At 66.6% G+C, this 18,673-nt stretch carries 12 protein-coding genes; 5 read left to right on the forward strand and 7 right to left on the reverse strand.

Translation table 11 applies throughout. The features are described 5' to 3' along the window. The first annotated feature begins 15 nt into the window (after window positions 1-15). A complete protein-coding gene (locus ACOAPY_RS19700) occupies window positions 16-1,872 on the forward strand; it encodes a DEAD/DEAH box helicase (RefSeq protein ID WP_465154438.1) in 1,857 nt (618 codons plus the stop codon). Between the two features lie 120 nt (window positions 1,873-1,992). Here ACOAPY_RS19700 and ACOAPY_RS19705 read toward each other — a convergent pair whose 3' ends face one another. Both ACOAPY_RS19705 and ACOAPY_RS19710 read right to left on the reverse strand, forming a co-directional pair. After that, on the reverse strand, window positions 1,993-2,568 hold the full coding sequence (locus ACOAPY_RS19705) for a YceI family protein (protein WP_076427436.1): 576 nt from the start codon (window positions 2,566-2,568) through the stop codon (window positions 1,993-1,995). Window positions 2,569-2,586: 18 nt separating this feature from the next. Continuing rightward, window positions 2,587-3,141: a cytochrome b gene (locus tag ACOAPY_RS19710; protein WP_142135883.1), complete on the reverse strand. Its 555-nt coding sequence runs from the start codon at window positions 3,139-3,141 to the stop codon at window positions 2,587-2,589. A gap of 243 nt (window positions 3,142-3,384) precedes the next feature. On the opposite strand from ACOAPY_RS19710, the gene ACOAPY_RS19715 reads away from it, so the two are divergent. From ACOAPY_RS19715 to ACOAPY_RS19730, 4 genes are all read left to right on the forward strand, one after another. Continuing rightward, entirely contained in the window at window positions 3,385-4,791 is a 1,407-nt protein-coding gene (locus ACOAPY_RS19715; RefSeq protein ID WP_465154439.1) for an adenosylmethionine--8-amino-7-oxononanoate transaminase, read from the forward strand. 4 nt (window positions 4,792-4,795) lie between these two features. Next, window positions 4,796-5,440, forward strand: coding sequence for a thiopurine S-methyltransferase (gene tmpT / locus ACOAPY_RS19720; RefSeq protein WP_465154440.1), 645 nt, complete (start codon window positions 4,796-4,798; stop codon window positions 5,438-5,440). Between the two features lie 54 nt (window positions 5,441-5,494). Beyond that, window positions 5,495-6,214: a 16S rRNA (uracil(1498)-N(3))-methyltransferase gene (locus tag ACOAPY_RS19725; protein WP_465154441.1), complete on the forward strand. Its 720-nt coding sequence runs from the start codon at window positions 5,495-5,497 to the stop codon at window positions 6,212-6,214. Window positions 6,215-6,442: 228 nt separating this feature from the next. Then, window positions 6,443-7,936: an alanine/glycine:cation symporter family protein gene (locus ACOAPY_RS19730; RefSeq protein WP_465154442.1), complete on the forward strand. Its 1,494-nt coding sequence runs from the start codon at window positions 6,443-6,445 to the stop codon at window positions 7,934-7,936. Window positions 7,937-7,996: 60 nt separating this feature from the next. Here ACOAPY_RS19730 and ACOAPY_RS19735 read toward each other — a convergent pair whose 3' ends face one another. From ACOAPY_RS19735 to ACOAPY_RS19755, 5 genes are all read right to left on the reverse strand, one after another. Next, window positions 7,997-8,605 (reverse strand): LysE family translocator, encoded by a 609-nt coding sequence (locus ACOAPY_RS19735; RefSeq protein WP_465154443.1) that lies wholly within the window; start codon window positions 8,603-8,605, stop codon window positions 7,997-7,999. Window positions 8,606-8,681: 76 nt separating this feature from the next. Further along, on the reverse strand, window positions 8,682-9,473 hold the full coding sequence (locus tag ACOAPY_RS19740; protein ID WP_465154444.1) for a helix-turn-helix transcriptional regulator: 792 nt from the start codon (window positions 9,471-9,473) through the stop codon (window positions 8,682-8,684). Window position 9,474: 1 nt separating this feature from the next. Next, entirely contained in the window at window positions 9,475-9,945 is a 471-nt protein-coding gene (locus tag ACOAPY_RS19745; RefSeq protein WP_465154445.1) for a chemotaxis protein CheW, read from the reverse strand. Between the two features lie 29 nt (window positions 9,946-9,974). Then, window positions 9,975-10,994, reverse strand: coding sequence for a chemotaxis protein CheB (locus tag ACOAPY_RS19750; protein ID WP_076581149.1), 1,020 nt, complete (start codon window positions 10,992-10,994; stop codon window positions 9,975-9,977). Next, window positions 10,987-18,663, reverse strand: coding sequence for an Hpt domain-containing protein (locus ACOAPY_RS19755; protein WP_465154446.1), 7,677 nt, complete (start codon window positions 18,661-18,663; stop codon window positions 10,987-10,989). The genes ACOAPY_RS19750 and ACOAPY_RS19755 overlap by 8 nt, the downstream gene beginning before the upstream one ends. Between the last annotated feature and the right edge of the window lie 10 nt (window positions 18,664-18,673).

Raw genomic sequence — 18,673 nt, forward strand, 5'->3', positions numbered from 1 at the left:
TTGACAGGATTACACATGTCCTTTGCTTCCCTCGGTCTCTCCGAGGCATTGGCCGGCGCGGTAGAAGCCGCCGGTTACGCCCAGCCCACTCCGGTGCAACAGCGGGCCATCCCCGCCGTGTTGCAAGGCCGCGATCTGATGGTCGCCGCCCAGACGGGTACTGGTAAAACCGCAGGCTTCGCCCTGCCGATCCTGGAGCGTCTGTTCCCGGGTGGCCATCCGGACCGCGAACACCGCCATGGCCCGAAACAGCCGCGCGTGCTGGTGCTGACCCCCACCCGCGAGCTGGCAGCCCAGGTCCACGACAGCTTCAAGATCTACGCCCGCGATCTGAAATTCGTCAGCGCCTGCATCTTCGGTGGCGTCGGCATGAACCCGCAGGTACAGGCCCTGGCCAAGGGCGTCGACGTGCTGGTGGCCTGCCCCGGCCGCCTGCTCGACCTGGCCGGCCAGGGTAGCGTCGACCTGTCCCGCGTGGAGATCCTGGTCCTCGACGAAGCCGACCGCATGCTCGACATGGGCTTCATCCACGACGTGAAGAAGGTCCTCGCCCGCCTGCCGGCGCAGCGCCAGAACCTGCTGTTCTCGGCGACCTTCTCCAAGGACATCATCGCCCTCGCCAACAAGCTGCTGCACGACCCCGAGCGCATCGAGGTGACGCCGCCGAACACCACGGTCGAGCGCATCGAGCAGCGCGTGTTCCGTATCCCGGCCACGCACAAGCGTGCCCTGCTGGCGCACCTGATCACCCTCGGTGCCTGGGAACAGGTACTGGTGTTCACCCGTACCAAGCACGGTGCCAACCGTCTCGCCGAGTACCTGGACAAGCATGGCCTGCCGGCCGCCGCGATCCATGGCAACAAGAGCCAGAATGCGCGCACCAAGGCCCTGGCCGACTTCAAGGCCAACCAGGTGCGCATCCTGGTCGCCACCGATATCGCCGCCCGTGGTCTGGACATCGACCAGCTGCCGCACGTGGTCAACTACGAGCTGCCCAACGTCGAGGAAGACTACGTCCACCGCATCGGCCGCACCGGTCGTGCCGGCCGCAGCGGCGAGGCCATCTCGCTGGTGGCACCGGACGAGGAGAAGCTGCTCAAGGCCATCGAACGCATGACCAAGCAGCAGATTCCCGCCGGCGACATGCAGGGCTTCGACCCGGCCAGTGTCGAGGTAGAGAAGCCGGAAGCCCGTGGTCCGCGTCCGGAGCGCCAGCCGCGCGCCGACAAACCGCGCCACGAGCCCAAGCACGAACCCAAGGCCGACGGTGAAGCCGGCGACGGCCAGGGCAAGAAGCGCAAGCGTCGCCGCGGCAAAGGCAAGGGCGAAGCCGGCCAGCAGCCGCAGCAGAACACGCAGCGCCAGGCCGGCAAGCCGGCCGCCCCGCTGGCACTGCCGCCGGAGCGTGACCCCGAGGAGTTCCTCGACGACGAGTTCGACAACTTCGGCAACCGCGCCGACTATGTGCCGCCCCAGCCGCAACCGCAGGGCCGGAATCCGCGCCGGGGTGGCCAGAGTGGTGCTCAGCGCGGCCAGGGTGGGCAAGGGCGCGCCCAGGGCGCGCCGCGTCAGGGTGGCCAGGGCCAGCGTCAAGGCGGGCAGAAGCAGGGGCAACGCCAGGGCGGCCAGGGTCAGGGGCAGAACCGCAACCGTGGCGGCCAGGGCCAGCGCCAGGGCGGCGGGCGCCGTGACGAGCCCCGCTACGAGCGCCAGGAGCCGGCGGTACAGGACAGCCGCGCGGCCAAGCAGCCGCTGATCATCCGCAAGGGTGAGCGCCTGCCAACGCTGGAGCAGCTGGAAAGCCTGTCGGGCAGCCGCCCGCGCAGCGAGAAGCCGGCACTGCTGACGCGCAAGAGCGATACGGCGGAGTAACTACCTGCGCTCTGCAAAAGCCGGCCAATGGCCGGCTTTTTTATGCCCATCCGCTGGGCCAAACCACAAAAAAGCCGGCACTGGGCCGGCTTTTTCATTTTGCTGCGTTCGGCAATGGCGTTACTGGCGCACGCCTTCCACCGAGAGAATCAACTCCACTTCCTGAGAAGCCGGGCCGAGGTCCTTCTGGATGTTGAAATCCTTCAGCTTCAGCTTGGTGCTGCCCTCGAAGCCGGCGCGGTAGCCGCCCCACGGGTCGCTACCTTCGCCGAGGAACTTGGCGGCGATCACCACCGGCTTGGTCACGCCGTTGAGGGTCAGGTTGCCGGTGATGTCGGCAGTGCCTTCGCCGGTGCTCTTGACCGAGGTGGACTCGAAGGTGGCAGTCGGGTGCTTGTCGACGTTGAGGAAATCACCACTGCGCAGGTGCTTGTCACGCTCGGCATGGTTGGAGTCGATGCTGGCGGTGTTGATCTTGACGCTCACCTTGCTGGCTTCCGGGGCCTTGGCATCGAAGCTGAAGCTGCCGTCGAAGTCCTTGAAGGTGCCGTACAGCCAGCTGTAGCCGAGGTGGCTGATCTTGAAGTTGATGAAGGCGTGTTGGCCTTCCTTGTCGATGGCGTAGTCGGCAGCCATGGCCTGGCCAGCGAACAGAGCGGCGCCCAGGGTCAGGGCGGCGAAGGTTTTCTTGAGCATTAACAGTCTCCTTGTGGGTTACTTGCCGGTGCGACCGAACATGCGCACCAGGGTGGCGTCACGGTCAATGAAATGGTGCTTGAGCGCTGCCAGGGCATGCAGGCCGGCGAAAATCACCAGGGCCCAGGCGAGGTATTCGTGGATGGCGCCAGCGACATCGGCCTGGTCCGGAATGCTGGTCAGCGTCGCCGGCACCTCGAACAGGCCGAACACGGCAATGCCGCGGCCGTCGGCGGTGGAAATCAGGTAGCCGCTGATCATCAGGACGAACAGGGCGAGATAGAGGAACGCATGGCCCGCCTTGGACGCCAGGCGAGTCGCCCGGCCATGGTTGGCCGGAGCCGCCGGTGGCGGGCTGACGAAGCGCCAGAGCAGGCGCCCGAGCATCACCGCGAACAGCACCAGGCCGATGCTTTTGTGCAGGTCCGGCGCGGTGCGATACCAGCCGCTGTAGTAGTCCAGACCGACCATCCACAGCCCCAGGCCGAACAGGCCGAATACCACCAGGGCCACCAGCCAGTGCAGCAGGATGCTGACCAGGCCGTAAGTGGAGTCGGAATTGCGCAACTGCATGAGAAGTCTTCCGTGTAAGCGAATGGGAAACAGCCTAGCGGCAAAGTCATCGATTAAAAGCGGAATTTTTCGCTTCGAAATATCGAGTAACCAGATGATTAAACGCTGACGCCTTAGTCAGCAATTACCCATGATGGTTCGCAGCAACGGCCCTGGACGGCACGTTGGCATGGACGAACGGCAGGCGGCGTATCCCCGCAAGCCTTCTGGTAGTCTCAGCCACTGTCGTATCGGAGATCAGCCATGAGCCAGAACACCCAATGGATGCAGCGCGACCTCGCCGTGCTGTGGCACCCCTGCACCCAGATGAAGGATCACGAGCGCCTGCCGCTGATCCCGATCCGCCGTGGTGACGGGGTCTGGCTGGAAGACTTCGACGGCAAGCGCTATCTGGACGCAGTCAGCTCCTGGTGGGTCAACGTGTTCGGCCATGGCAACCCACGCATCAACGCCCGCATCCGCGAACAGCTCGACAGCCTGGAGCACGTGATGCTCGCCGGCTTTACCCATGCGCCGGTGGTAGAGCTGTCCGAGCGCCTGGTAAAGATCACCCCGGAGGGCCTGTCCAAGGTGTTCTACGCCGACAACGGTTCCTCCGGCATCGAGGTGGCGCTGAAGATGAGCCACCACTACTGGATCAACAACGACCAGCCCGGCAAGAAACGCTTCATCACCCTCACCAACAGCTACCACGGCGAGACGGTGGCAGCCATGTCGGTGGGCGACGTGGCGCTGTTTACCGACACCTACAAGGCGCTGCTGCTGGACACCCTCAAGGTGCCCAGCCCGGACTGCTACCTGCGCCCGGAAGGCGCCACCTGGGAGGAGCATTCGCGCAGCATGTTCGCTGCCATGGAGCAGTGCCTGGCCGAGCACCACCAGGAGGTCGCCGCCGTCATCGTCGAGCCGCTGATCCAGGGCGCTGGCGGCATGCGCATGTACCACCCGGTGTACCTCAAGCTGCTGCGCGAAGCTTGCGACCGTTATGGCGTGCATCTGATCCACGACGAGATCGCCGTCGGCTTCGGCCGCACCGGGACAATGTTCGCCTGCGAGCAGGCCGGCATCACCCCGGACTTCCTGGTGCTGTCCAAGGCCCTGACCGGCGGCTACCTGCCGATGGCCGCCGTACTCACCACCGATGAGGTATACGGCGCCTTCTACGACGACTACGCGACCCTGCGCGCCTTCCTCCACTCGCACACCTACACCGGCAACCCGCTGGCCTGCGCCGCAGCCCTGGCGACCCTGGACATCTTCGAGCAGGACAACGTGATCGAGGCCAACAAGGCACTCAGTGCCCGCATGGCCAGCGCCACCGAACACCTCAAGGACCACCCGCATGTCGCCGAAGTGCGCCAGACCGGCATGGCCCTGGCCATCGAGATGGTGCAGGACAAGCCGAGCAAGACCGCCTACCCCTGGCAGCAGCGCCGCGGCCTCGCGGTGTACCAGCACGCGCTGGAGCGAGGCGCCCTGCTGCGCCCGTTGGGCAGCGTGGTGTACTTCCTGCCGCCCTACGTGATCACCCCCGAGCAGATCGATTTCCTCGCCGAGGTGGCCAGCGCAGGCATCGACATCGCCACCCGCGAGTCGCTCAGCGTCGCGGTGCAGGCCGACCTCTATCCCAACCACCGCGATCCGGGCTAACGGCATGGAGCACAGTTTCTGGCACGACCGCTGGGCGACCAACCAGATCGGTTTTCACGAACCGGCGGCCAATCCACTCCTGGTCACCCACTGCGCCGCCCTCGCCCTGCCCAGCGCTGGCCGCGTGCTGCTGCCGCTATGCGGCAAGACCCTGGACATCGCCTGGCTGCTGGCCGCCGGCTACCGAGTCGTGGGCGTCGAGCTGAGCGAACTGGCGGTGCAGCAGCTGTTCGCCGAGCTGGGCGCGACACCCCGTATCCAGGTGCTGAACGACGCGCTGCAGCGCTACGACACAGACAACCTGACGGTCTTCGTCGGTGACATCTTCGCCCTTAACCGCGAGCAGCTGGGCCCGGTGGACGCGATCTACGACCGCGCCGCCCTGGTGGCCCTGCCCGCCACGCTGCGCTCACGCTATGCCAGCCACCTGACCGCGATCAGCGCTGGTGCGCGCCAGCTGCTTATCAGTTTCGACTACGAACAGAGCCAGCTGCCGGGACCGCCCTTCGCCGTCCTGGCCGAGGAGCTGACCGAGCTGTATGGCCAGCACTACCAGCTGCAACCGCTGGCACGCCAGCCGCTGGCGGGTGGCCTCAAAGGCCGGTGCCCGGCGGACGAAATGGTGTGGCTGCTGCAACCGCGCGCCTGACCGGAATGCGCGAACGCGCTTAAAATAGCCGCCTTTCCCAAGGTGACCTCCTGCATGCGCCTGTCCCGCTTCTTCGTCGACGCCCCGCTGTCCCTCGGCCAGCACGAACTGCCCGAGGCCCAGGCCCACTACATCGGCCGCGTGCTGCGCCATGCCGCGGGTGACGCCGTGCAGCTGTTCGACGGCAGCGGCCTGGAATATCTGGGCGAACTGATCGAAGTGGGCAAGAAGGCGGTGCGGGTCGAGTTGCGCGAGCAGCTCGCCGGCCAGGCCGAATCGCCCCTGCGTATCCACCTGGGCCAGGGCCTGTCACGCGGCGAGCGCATGGACTGGGCGATCCAGAAAGCCACCGAGCTGGGTGTCGGCGAGATCACCCCGATCGTCTCCGAGCGCTGTGAAGTGCGCCTGAAGGACGAGCGCGCCGACAAGCGCCTGGCCCATTGGCGCCAGGTGGCGATCAGCGCCTGCGAGCAGTGCGGGCGCTCGGTGCTGCCGATGATCCACGCGCCAATCACTCTGGCCGAGTGGCAGGCGCATGTGCAGGCCGAGCTGAAGCTGGTGCTGCACCCGGTCGCCGCGCCGCTGGAAAGCCATGCCCGGCCGCACAGCCTGGCCTTCCTGATCGGCCCTGAGGGTGGACTGAGCGAGACCGAGGTCGAACAGGCCAAGGCCGCCGGCTTCCACGCCGCGCGCCTCGGCCCGCGCGTACTACGCACCGAGACCGCGCCGGTGGTGGCGCTGGCCGTGGCCCAGCAGCTGTGGGGCGACTTCTAGCGTCTACCGCTGTCGCCTGGGCGTAACAAGATGTGACTTGCAAGGAAGGCAAGCCCGTCCCTCTCTGGCATGCTCTGCGCGCCAGGAGCGAAGCGGCGGCCTACCACCGCGCTGCGTGCCTGCCGAGGTTCGGGCGCATCGCCAGACCTCACTCCAATAACAATTCGCCCGGGCTCCGCGCTTTCCCACAAGGGAGCCGTTGCAGGCCTGCGGCTCTAGGAGCACTAAATGAACGAACTGGTCAACACACTCAACGGGCTGGTCTGGAGCCCGGCGCTGATCTACCTGTGCCTGGGTGTCGGTCTCTACTTCTCCCTGCGTGGCCGCTTCCTGCAGGTCCGCCATTTCAAGGAAATGATCCGCCTGATGTTCAACGGGCGCACCGACGAACACGGCATCACCTCCTTCCAGGCCCTGACCATGACCCTGGCCGGCCGCGTAGGTACCGGCAACATCGCCGGTGTCGCCACCGCCATCACCTTCGGTGGCCCGGGCGCCGTGTTCTGGATGTGGATGGTGGCCTTCCTCGGCGCCAGCTCGGCCTTCGTCGAATCCACCCTCGGCCAGGTCTATAAGGAGAAGATCGACGGCCAGTACCGCGGCGGCCCGGCCTTCTACATCGAGAAGGGTCTGGGCATGAAATGGTATGCCTGGGTCTTTGCCGTAGTGACCGTGTTCGCCTGTGGCGTATTGCTGCCGGGCGTGCAGGCCAACTCCATCGCCTCCAGCGTGCAGACCGCGCTGGGCGTACACCCGAACACCACGGCTGCCGTGCTGGCCATCATCCTCGGCCTGATCATCTTCGGCGGGGTCAAGCGCATCGCCCGCTTCGCCGAGTTCGTGGTGCCCTTCATGGCGCTGGGCTACATCCTGGTCGCCTGCGTCATCGTCATGCTGAACATCGAAAAGCTGCCGGAAGTGATCACGCTGATCTTCAAGAGCGCCTTCGGCCTCGATGCCGGCTTCGGTGCCATCCTCGGCCTGGCCATCATGTGGGGCGTGAAGCGCGGCGTGTATTCCAACGAAGCCGGCCAGGGGACCGGCCCGCATGCCTCCTCCGCCGCCGCTGTCAGCCATCCGGCCAAGCAGGGTCTGGTGCAGGGCTTCTCGGTATACGTCGATACCCTGTTCGTCTGCTCTGCCACTGCCTTCATGCTGCTGATCACCGGCCAGTACAACGTGCAGGCGCCGGATGGCAGCGCGCTGTTCACCGGCATCGCCGGCGTCGCCGCAGGCCCGGGCTATGTGCAGACCGCGATGGAAAACATCATGCCTGGCTTTGGCAACATCTTCGTCGCCGTGGCGCTGTTCTTCTTCGCCTTCACCACCATCGTGGCCTACTACTACATCGCCGAAACCAACATCGCCTACATCAACCGCAAGGTGAACCGTCCCTGGATGACGCTGGTGCTGAAGGCCGCCATCATCGGCGCCACCGTCTACGGTACCGTGAAGACCGCTGACCTGGCCTGGGGCCTGGGCGACCTCGGCGTGGGCCTGATGGCCTGGCTGAACATCATCGCCATCGTGCTGATGCACAAGACTGCATTCGTGTGCCTGAAGGACTACGAAGCGCAGCAGAAGGAAGGCAAGGAGCCGGTGTTCCACCCGGAGAAGCTCGGTATCAAGAATGCCGACTACTGGGGCGGCCACCGCGCCGAGGACAACCTGGCCGGGGAAAAGGCCGCCGAGCTGCAAAGCCCGGTGGAATCCCAGCGCTGAGTTGACCCCGTAATACCCGAGCCCCGGTACCGCAAGGTCCGGGGCTTTTTCATGACGGCCTCAGAGGCCGCGCAGGGTCAGCCCGGCCAGCATCAGCAGCAGCGCGCCACAGCCGGCATAGCTGATGCGCTGCCACAGCAGCGAGGTGTGACGGCGCAGCCAGTCCACCAGCGCCGCGCAGATGAAGCACCAGAGCAGCGAGGCGACCATGAAGCCGGCGAAGAATACCGCCATCTGCGCCTGGCTCGGCGTACCCTCGACGATCCCCGCCAGCGCACTGCCCAGGGCGCCCCAGAACACGATGTTCTTCGGGTTCGACAACGACAGCAGTGCGCCCGCGCCGAAGGCATTGCGCCCCTGTGCGCTGCCCTCCTCCTGCGTCGGCGGCTGCCAGGCATCGCGCAGCCCCTGGATACCAAGCCAGACCAGATAGGCCGCACAGGCAATGGTCAGCGGCACGCGCACGCTGTCCTGAGCCAGGAGCAGCACCAGACCGGTCAGGCCGATCAGCGCCCAGACCGCATCACCGATCAGCGATCCGAGCTGCACCAGCAGCGCCGGGCGGAAGCCACCGGTCAGGCCACGGCGCAGCGTCTCGCTGAATACCGCGCCAGGGGACGCACAAAAGGCCAGGCCGAACAGCATGGCGGCAAGGAAGATGGCCAGCATCGGGAGCACTCCGCATTCGTCGATCAGGCGGATTATCCGGGCTGCGGCCGGCGTCGACTTGAACCGGATTGCGCTGCTAGGCGCGCACGCAGGCCTGGTAGCGCCCGGGGCTGATGCCGTAGGCAGCGCGGAAATGGCGGTTGAGATGGCTCTGGTCGGCGAAGCCCAGACGATGGGCCACCTCGCCGGCCGGCAGCCCCAGGCGCAACAGGCCCTGGGCACGCCGAGTGCGCAGCTGCATGGCCCACTGTCGCGGGCTGAGCCCGGTGTGTTTCTGGAAACTGCGCAACAGATGGAAGCGCGACAGGCCCACTTCAGCGGCCATCTGCTCCAGGCTCGGGGTCTGCTGCAAATCAGCCGCCAGCAGTTCCTGCAGACGCACCACGGCGGTATGCCCCAGACTCCGCTCGGCATTCAGGCGCACGCCCGCTCCTGCGGCGATCCGTCCGAGCAGCAGGGTCACGCCCTCTTCGCCACGCCCGCGCAGCAGCGCGTCTGCGCTCAAACAGGCCGCCACCGCACAGGCCAGCTCGCGGGCCAGGTGCGGTGCCTGCTGCACGGGGCGCTCGAACTGCAGGTCGGCGCGGCCCAGACGATCTGCCAGCTGCGCCGCCGGCACATAGAGGCTGACATAGCGCCAGGGCTGGCCCTCGGCCGCACCCCCGCCCTGGATCTCGCCGGGGTTGTAGGTGGTGATGGCGCCGACGCCGGCGCTGAAGCTGCGGCCGTCCAGCCAGATGCGCTCTTCGCCGAGCAGGTTGGCGCCGATGACGAATTCGTCGTGGCTGTGTTTGTCGAACTGCTGGCCCGCCACACAGCTGCTGGCGACCTCCAGGTCGCCGAGGCGCGCCAGCTGGACCGAGTTCATTTCAGATCAGGCCGGCGTCCGCCAGCTTCTGCTCCAGGCCGATCAGGTCAGGGATCTTCACCACCGCCTCGCCGAGCTGCACGGCGTCCAACTCCAGCGGCGCCAGCTCGGCGCTGGCGCGCTGCAGGTGGCTATCGACCTTCATCGAGCGCGGAATACCCTGCACCAGCAGGGCGATGAACTTGACCTGGTCACGACCGCCCATGGCGTTGAGCACGGCCACCCGCACCCCCGGGCCGATCTGCGGCTGGCCACCGGAGGCGGCTTCGAAGGACAGCAGCGGCAGCTGCAGGTCGCGCCAGGCCACCTGGCCGAGGAACCAGGATGGCAGCCCCGGCGTGACATGCGGCGGGCGGTAGGGAATCAGCTCCGCTACTGCCACGTTGGGCAGCAGCAGGGTACGGTCGGCCAGCGGCACCAGCAGCGCGGTAAGGCTGCTGACACTGTTCTGCGGGGCTACGGCTTGGCTCATGGCGGCTCCTTGAAAGACAGCAGAGGCCGTTACTGGCACTGCTCGGCCAGATGATTGACCAGGGCGGCGGCCAGCTCGCGCGGGTCGCCGCTGAGAGCGCTGTAGCCGCCCTCGCGCAGACTGTCGGGCATGCTCGGGCTGGCGCAGCTGTCGGCCTTCTGGGTCCAGATCAGGCCACCCTGGCGCCGTACGTAGGCGGCGGCAGCACTGCCGTCGCTGCCCATGCCGCTGAACGCGATCACGCCGCAGTTGGCCCCGTATTGCTGGGCCAGGTTGAGCATCATCTGGTCGATGGACGGACTGTAAGGCTCAGGCCAGCCGCGGTCGGCCACCTGCATGCTGCCATCTTCGGCAAAGCCCAGTTCGTGGGCAATTGGCGCTACCACCACCTCACCGCAACGCACCGCATCGCCTTGACGTGCCGGGTTGACGTGCCACTGACTGTGCCGGCCGACGGCCTGCGGCAGCGCCGTCTCGAAGGCAGCATCGATGTGCTGGGCATAGATGAAGCCGATGGGCAGGCCGCCGGGGAGTGCATCGAGGAACTCCTTGACCGCCGCCGGTCCGCCGAGCGAGGCAGCCAGCAGCCACACCTGCTTAGCCGGCTCGCCGGCCACCAGCGGTGTACCAGCCAAGGCAGCCGGCAGTTCCAGACGGCTGGGGCGCTGCGCCTCGGCCAACAGGGCCTCCAGGCTGGGGCCGACGGCCTGAGCCGGATCACCGACCAGGCGCTTGAGCTTGCCGAACAGGCGGCGCTCCCAGCGCGGGTAGTTCTCCGAATGACGCTCCGGGGCATGCCCCTCGCCGAACAGCACCGGGGCGCTGGCTTGTTCCAGAAGATTGTCGACCAGCGGCGAGTCTTCCGACTGAGCCAGGTCCACCAGCCACAGGTCGGTCTCGCAGTCGGCCAGCGCCGCCTCGTCGAGGCGCGCAGGGTCACTGTTGAGCACGACCTGGTAGCCGCTGCCGGACAGCGCCTGCTGCAGCACATGGCGCTGCAGCGAGGTGTCGGCGATGACCGCAATACGAGCAGCAGTTCTGTCAGCCATTGGCCTTGTCCTTGACCAGTTTCAGGATGTTTTCAAGCAGATCCGACTCCTGGTACGGCTTGCCCAGGTATTCGTTGACGCCGATGGCCATGGCCCGCTCGCGGTGCTTCTCGCCGGTACGCGAGGTAATCATGATGATCGGCAGATCTTTCAGGCGCTCGTCGTGGCGCACCAAGGTGGCCACCTCGAAACCGTCCATGCGCGGCATCTCGATGTCCAGCAGCATGATGTCCGGCTTGTGCTCCTGCAGCTGGGCGATGGCGTCGACCCCGTCCTTGGCGGTCAGCACGTTCATGCCGTTGCGCTCCAGCAGGCGGCTGGTCACCTTGCGCACGGTGACCGAGTCGTCCACCACCATGACCAGGGTTGGCCGCGTGCTGTCGACCTCGTTTGCCACCGGTGCCTGGCTGGCCAGGCGCGGGACCTGGACCTGACTGAGCTGATGGGCATGGCGCACGCGAATGGTCGCCAGCAGGTCGAGAATCACCACCACGCGACCGTCACCGAGGATGGTCGCACCGGAGATGCCATGCACACCGGCGAACTGCGGGCCGAGGCTCTTCACCACGATTTCGCGGGAGCCCGCCAGGGCGTCCACCTGCACCGCCACGGCGTGCTCGCTGGAGCGCACCAGGATCACCGGCAGCGGCAGGCTCTGGCCGACCAGCTTGGGTTGCTGTCCGTTGTTCAGCAGGTCACCGAGGTATTTCAGTTCGTAGGCCTGGCCGGCGTATTCGAAGCGCGGCGCATCCGGACCGTAGTAGGCCTCCAGTTCGTACGGCGATACCCGCACGATACCTTCGATGGTGTTCAGCGGGATGGCGTAGAAGTCCTCGCCGGACATCACCATCAGCGCCCGGTTGACCGACACGGTGAACGGCAGGCGTATCAGGAAGCGCGTGCCTTCGCCGACGGTGGACTCGATGGTCATCGAGCCGCCGAGCTGTTTGACCTCGGAGTGCACCACGTCCATGCCGACACCACGACCGGAGATCTGCGTGACCTTCTCGGCGGTGGAGAAGCCGGCTTCGAGGATGAACTGCAGCACCTCGTGGTCCGACAGATCGCTGCTCTCATCCATCAGGCCACGCTCGATGGCCTTGCGCCGTACCGCGTCGAGGCGAATGCCGCCACCGTCGTCGGCCAGTACCAGCAGGATATCGCCACCTTCGCGACCGAGGGTCAGGCGGATGTTGCCGACCTCGGGCTTGCCGGCGGCAAGACGCTTGTCGGCCGCCTCGATACCGTGGTCGACGGCGTTGCGCAGCATGTGCTCCAGGGGCGCGACGATGCGCTCCAGTACGGTACGGTCCATCTCGCCATCGGCGTTGCCGACGTGGAACTCGACCTGCTTGCCCAACTCGCCGGCCACCTGGCGGACGATGCGGCGCAGACGCGGCACCAGGCGATCGAACGGCACCATGCGCGTGCGCATCAGGCCTTCCTGCAGCTCGGTGTTGACCCGCGCCTGCTGCAGCAGCAGGGTTTCGGCGTCACGGTTCTTCGCGGCCAGGGTTTCCTTGAGGTCGAGCAAGTCGGAGGCGGACTCGAACAGCGCACGGGACAGCTGCTGCAGTTGCGAGTGACGGTCCATCTCCAGCGGGTCGAAGTCTTCGTAGCCAGCGCGCTCGGCTTCGGCCTGATAGCGGCTGAGAATCTGTGCCTGGGTCTCGGTATCGAGGCGGCGCAACTGATCGCGTACCCGCTCGATGGTCGCTTCCATCTCGCCGAGGGTGAAGCCGACATCGCTCACCTGCTGTTCGACCCGACCACGGAAGATCGAGGTCTCACCGGCCAGGTTGACCAGGCCTTCGAGCAGCTCGGCAGGCACCTTCACCAGTTCCTGCGGTGCACGCTGGGCGGCGGCGCGGGCGGCAGCCTCGGCAGCGCGCTGGACGAACGGCAGCACCTGATTCTGTTGCTGTTGCTGCGGCTGGCTGCTGGCAGCCACCAGCGGCACGGCCAACGCGACCGGCGCCGGCTGCTGTTCGGCGGCCTGCGGCTGTTCCGCAGGCGCGGCCTGATCTTCGGCCACATGATGGTCATCGAGGCGCTTGCGTAGCTGATCGAGCTCCTTCTGCAGGCCCTCGAAAGCCGACTGCACATCGAGGAACAGGCTCTCCGGCCAAGGCGCGCCCTGCTGCTGGGCCTCGGTCAGGTGTTGCTCGAGATCATGGCTGAGATCGCCCAGGCGCTTCTGCCCGGCTAGACGGGCACCGCCCTTGAGGGTGTGCAGGATGCGCAGCAGTTCATCGATGCAGGAGCCGTCCTCGCGGTTGGCCTCCCAGCGACCGACGGCAGCCTCCATGGCTTCCAGCAGGTCGTCGCCTTCCTCGAGGAAGATGTCGAGGATCTCGTCGTTCTCGCCGTCCGCCTCGGCCTCCTCCTGCACCGGCTGCAGATGCACGCTGGTGGGCATGCTGAGCTGGGCGTCGGGATTGGCCCGGAAACGCTTGATGGTCTCGATCAGCGCCAGCCCGTCAGGGATCGCGCGATTGCCACGTACCGCGTCGAGCATCTCGGAGAGACGGTCATGGCAAGCCTGCAGCACACCGAACAGGTCGCCGTTGGCCTTCAGGCGGCCATCACCGACGCCCTCGTAGAGGAACTCCAGCTCGTGGGCCAGATCGCCGATCTCGCGAATCTCGGCCATGCGCGCACCACCCTTGAGGGTGTGCAGGTCGCGCTGCAGCGATTCCACTTCGAGAGTGTTGTCGACATCGGTCATCCAGCGCTGCAGGGCGGCAGAGGCGCTGTCCATGATGTCGAAACCTTCCTCGAGGAAGATCTCCACCAGTTCCGGGTCCCGATCGACCACCGGGGCCGGCGATGCAGCCACAGCTGCGGGCTCGGGCTCGGGCTCGGGCTCGGGCTCGGGCTCGGGCTCGGGCTCGGGCTCGGGCTCGGGCTCGGCAGTGTCGAGCGTCGGCAGGTCCTCTGCAAGCGGCTGCAGGTCCTCGGCGCCGAGGGCCGGCAGCGACTCGTCCAGGTGCCACTCGTCCGAGCTCATGGCCGGCAGTTCGCTCGGCAGCTCTTCCTCGACCTGGGCGGCGGTCTCGATATGCAGCTCTGGCAGTTCGTCGGGCTGCGGCGCGACAAAGTCGACGCCCGGCAGCTCGCCGAGGTCGATTTCCATCGACGCCTCTTCCGACAGCTCGGCCGGGCTGGTCGGCTGCTCATCGAGCAGCTCGGCGCCCAAGGCCGGCAACGAATCATCCAGGTGCCATTGATCCGCGCTCAGCGCCGGCAACTCGGTCGGCAGCTGATCTTCCAGCTGCGCCTGCGCCTCGATATGCAGCTCTGGCAGCTCATCCGGCTGCGGAGCCACGAACTCCACCTCGGCCAGTTCGCCGAGGTCGATCTCCATCGACTCAGGCTCTACAGGCTGCGCTGCTGCTTCGGCGGCGGGAGCCGGCTGCGGGCTTTCCTGCTGGGCCGAGACACTCGGCGTAGCTAGCGTGCCGCCCTGGCGAAAGGAGCGGATCGCATCGATCAACTCAGTCGAATCAAGCAGCGGCTGGTTGCGTTGTAGCTGCTCCAGCACCACGGCCAGACGGTCATGGCTCTGCTGCAGCAGGCCGGCCAACGCCGGCGAGTAGCTGAAGCGGCGATCTACCAGGCCTTCGTACAGGGATTCCAATTCGTGGGCGAGATCGCCAATGGCTCGAATCTCGGCCATGCGCGCGCCGCCCTTGAGGGTGTGCAGGTCGCGCTGCAGGGACGACAGCGCCAGGGTGCTGTCCGGGTCGGACAGCCAACGATCGAGGGCCTGGCCGGCGCTGTCGAGGATGTCGACGGCTTCTTCCAGGAAGATCTCCACCATCTCGGCGTCGAGGTTCTCCGGCATGCTGGACAGCGTCACGACCGGCTCCGGCGTGCTCGCGGCAACAGGCTCCGGCTCAGGCTCGACGGCCACTACCGGCAAAGGCTCGGCTGGCAGCTCCTCCAGCTCCACGACTTCAAGACCAGTAACGCTATCGGTATCGAGCAGTGCCAGGGTGGCGGGGTCGAGCGCCTGGTCCAGCAGGTTGCGCAAGGCCGCCACGCGTTCGGGCTGCGGGCTGACCTGCAGGGCGGCGGCAACCTGGTCCATCTGGCCGATCAGTGCTTCGTGCGCGGCCTCGGCCTCGCTGAAGAAGTGCTCGCTGACGGCCAGGCGGCCGTCCAGCACGGCCTGGTAGAGGGCCAGCAGGGCCTGACACAGCTCGCTGATCTGCGGCAGTTCGGCCATCTCGGCGCCACGGCCGAGCATGGTCAACTCCTCCAGCAGCGCGGACAGTTCCTGCTGCTCGCTGGGGTGCTCACGCCACTTGCGTAACAGGTCTTCGGCATCCAGCAGGATGTCCATGCCTTCGGCGAGGAAGATCGAGATCAGCTGCGGGTCGCGATGGTCCTGCTCTTCCAGGCGCGCACTCTCGGCGCTGTCCAGACGGCTGTGATGCAGTTTCTGCACCCGTTCAAGGAACTCCGCGGCACCGGCAATGGGCGCCAGCGGCTGGCTTTCCAGCTGCTCAAGACCCGCACGGAACAGCTGCTCGGCATCGTGCAGCAACTCGGCCTCGGCCAGGTCCATGGCGATCAGGTTGGTCTTGAACTCCTTGACCAGCTTCTCCAGCGGCGTGGCGATCTCGGCGATCGGCAGGATGCCGGCCATGTGCGCGCTGCCCTTGAGGGTGTGCAGGGCACGCTGCAGGTCATCGGTCACCGGCTGCGGCAGCTCTTGGGCGCAGTCGGCAAGGAAGCCGACCAGGGTATCGAGATGGGTTTCGGCCTCATTGCGGAAGATTTCCAGCAGCAAGGGGTCAAGGCCGTCATCCTCGGCAACCGCAGCAGCAACAGGCGCTACCGCCTCGGGCTCGATCTCCAGTGCCGGTTCGTCGTCCTCTTGCGGAGCCGGCTCAGCCGCCGGCTCGCTCTGTAACTCGGCCTGCGGCGGCAAGCTGGCAAGATTCGGCACCTGGCCACGGGCCAGGGCATGTGCGGCGGCGGCCAGGCGGTCGACGTCATCGCGCTGGCGCTGGGCCTTGGCCGCGAACTCGTCGACCAGCGCCGGCATCAGCTCGACCACATCGGCGATCACCTGCTGCACCAGCGGGTCGGGCTGGATGCTGCGATCCAGCACGCGGTTGAGCATGTTCTCGATCGACCAGGCCAGCTCGCCGATGATCAGCGCGCGGACCATGCGGCCACTGCCCTTGAGGGTGTGGAAGGCGCGCCGCACTTCGGTCAGCGCTTCCTTGTTGTCGGTGTCGGCACGCCACTGCGGCAGGTATTCGTTGATGGTCTCGAGGACCTCACCGGCCTCCTCGATGAACACTTCGAGCAGGTCCTCGTCCACCGGCTCTTCGTCGGCAGGCGGCGGCAGCAGGGTCGGCGGTACGTCCTGGGCCGGCGGGTTGATGGCCTGCACGGGCGCAGCCATCACCTCGGCCATGGTCAGCGGCCGCTCGACCGCCACCGAAGCCGGCTCCGGCTCGACCGGAGCACTCGGCAGCTCGACTTCCGGCAGTTCGAGATCGGCAATCTCCAGCTCGTCCCAGTTGCTCGGCGTGCTGTCGAGGTTCAATTCCTCGGCCGGTTCTTCAGCGAGGCTTGGCAGCTCCTCGCTGAGCAGAAACTCGGTCGACTCGCTGACCAGGCTCGGCTCGGCGCTGAGCGGCTGCAGATCATCCAGGCTGCCCAGCTCGAGCGGTGCGTCCAGGCTCAGGTCCAGGCCGGAAGCGGCGTCCTGAACGGTATCGCCCAGGCTCCAGTTGTCGTCGGAGACCAGCAGTTCGCTGCCATCGACCGGCAGCTCGGCAAAGTCGCTGCTCAGCTCGTCGCTCGACAGCGCCGGCAGCTCGTCCAACGCCAGCGGCTGCTCTTCAGCCAGCGGCTCGAAGGCGATTTCCTCGGCAGCCAGCACCTCGATGTCCTGCAGTGGGTCGGCCAGCGGCGCCGGTGCTTCCTCGCGCGGCTCGATGCGATCGAGGATCGAGGGCTTCTCCTTGAGCGGGTAGCCCAGGCTCTCCAGACTCTCCTCCGCGACGTCGAGGATCAGGTCGCCCTGAGTGGCGTGGTCTTCGGCCAGACGCTCCAGGTAGTACTCGACGCTGGTGATGGCGTCGGCCAGGGTGTCGAGGTTCTGCCAGTTGGGTACGGCCTTGCGCACCAGCAACTGCTCTTCGATATAGCGGGTGCAGGCCTTCAGCAGGTCAGCGGCGCGGGCCAGCGGAATCATCGCCAGGCCACCGCGGACCTGGGTCAGCAGCTCCGGCACACGAGCCAGGTGCTCATGATTCCACTGCGAGGCGATGAACTCGATGATCGCGTCCTTGGCCTGTTCCAGGCCGGTACGCGCCTCCTTGATCACCAGCTGGTGAATCTGCGCCACGTCGGTGGTGGGCAGGTGGCTCTGTTCGTTCTGCGCATCGTCACCGGGCCCGACCATGCCGGCCAGGGTGGCCTCGACATAGAGCAGGGCGCCGGCCACGTCCATCAGCACTGCGTCGTTCGGCTCACGCTGGCCGAGGGACAGGGCATGTACCACATCGATCTGGTCGAGGATCACCTTGCGCGGCTGGCCAAAGCCGAGCACTGCCAGGGTATCGGCGATCTGCTTGAGCGGCGCCATCAGGGCATCCAGCTCAGCCACCTGCTTGCGGTCGCTGCGCACGAACAGGTCGAGGCTGTCCTTGACCCGCACCAGTTCCTCGCACAGGGCGCCCACCACCGAACGCATGGCGTCGCGGTCAGGACCGGCCAGGCGCGCGCGCTCTTCATCGACCACGCCGCTGTCGGGCAAGGCATCATCGAGGCGGTACTGCTCCTTGAGGGCACGAATGCGCGGCGACTGCGCCGGCGCCTTGGCCACATAGAACAGCAGGTTCTTGGTCAGCTCGTCCGGAGCGGGCTGGTTGATCCCGTCGGCACCCTGGTCGACCAGGCGCTTGAGCTCCTTGTCCACCTGGCGCAGCAGGGTACGCACCGAAGCACTGTTGACCACGCTGCCATTGGCCAGCCCCTCGACCATGCCGGAAGCGATCTGCCACAGCGGGCCGAGCGGCGCCTCCTTGCACAGGGTCTCGAGACGAGCGAAGACGCGCGCCATATAGCCCAGGTTGGTGGCCAGGTCCTGGCTACGAATCACGCCGACCAGGGCCATCTGCAGCATCTGCCGCAGCTTGCGCAACAGCACCGGCAGTTCGGCGGTACGCAGTTTGTCCAGGGAATCCAGAGGCAGCGCCGGCAGGCGACCGGACAGGTCCGGGGAGAACAGGCTGGTTTCCGACAGCAGGTTCTCGCCGCGCGCGGCGCGCAGATCGTTGAGCAGTGGCAGCACGACCATCGGCAGGTCGCGACGAGCACTCTGGATGCGGTCGAGGTAGGCCGGCAGTTGCAGGATGGCCTGCATCAGCACTTCCAGGGCCTCGTTCTGATTGCCGACGCGGCCATCCAGAAGAGCCTGGGTCAGCTGCTCCATTTCCTCAGCGAGCAGGGCCGCGCCGTAGAACTCGACCATCTGCAGAGTGCCGTGGACCTGGTGCACGTAGGTCTGGCAGAAACGCATGCGCGTGGCATCCTGCGGGTTCTCGACGAACGCCTCCAGGGCCTGGCGGGCCTGCTTCAGGGTCTCCGCGATTTCGCCTTTGACCCACTCCAGGGCGACATAATCGTGCCGATCACCCATACCTGCTCCA

The organism is Pseudomonas stagnisoli (genome assembly GCF_048595745.1).
Taxonomy (GTDB): domain Bacteria; phylum Pseudomonadota; class Gammaproteobacteria; order Pseudomonadales; family Pseudomonadaceae; genus Aquipseudomonas; species Aquipseudomonas alcaligenes_A.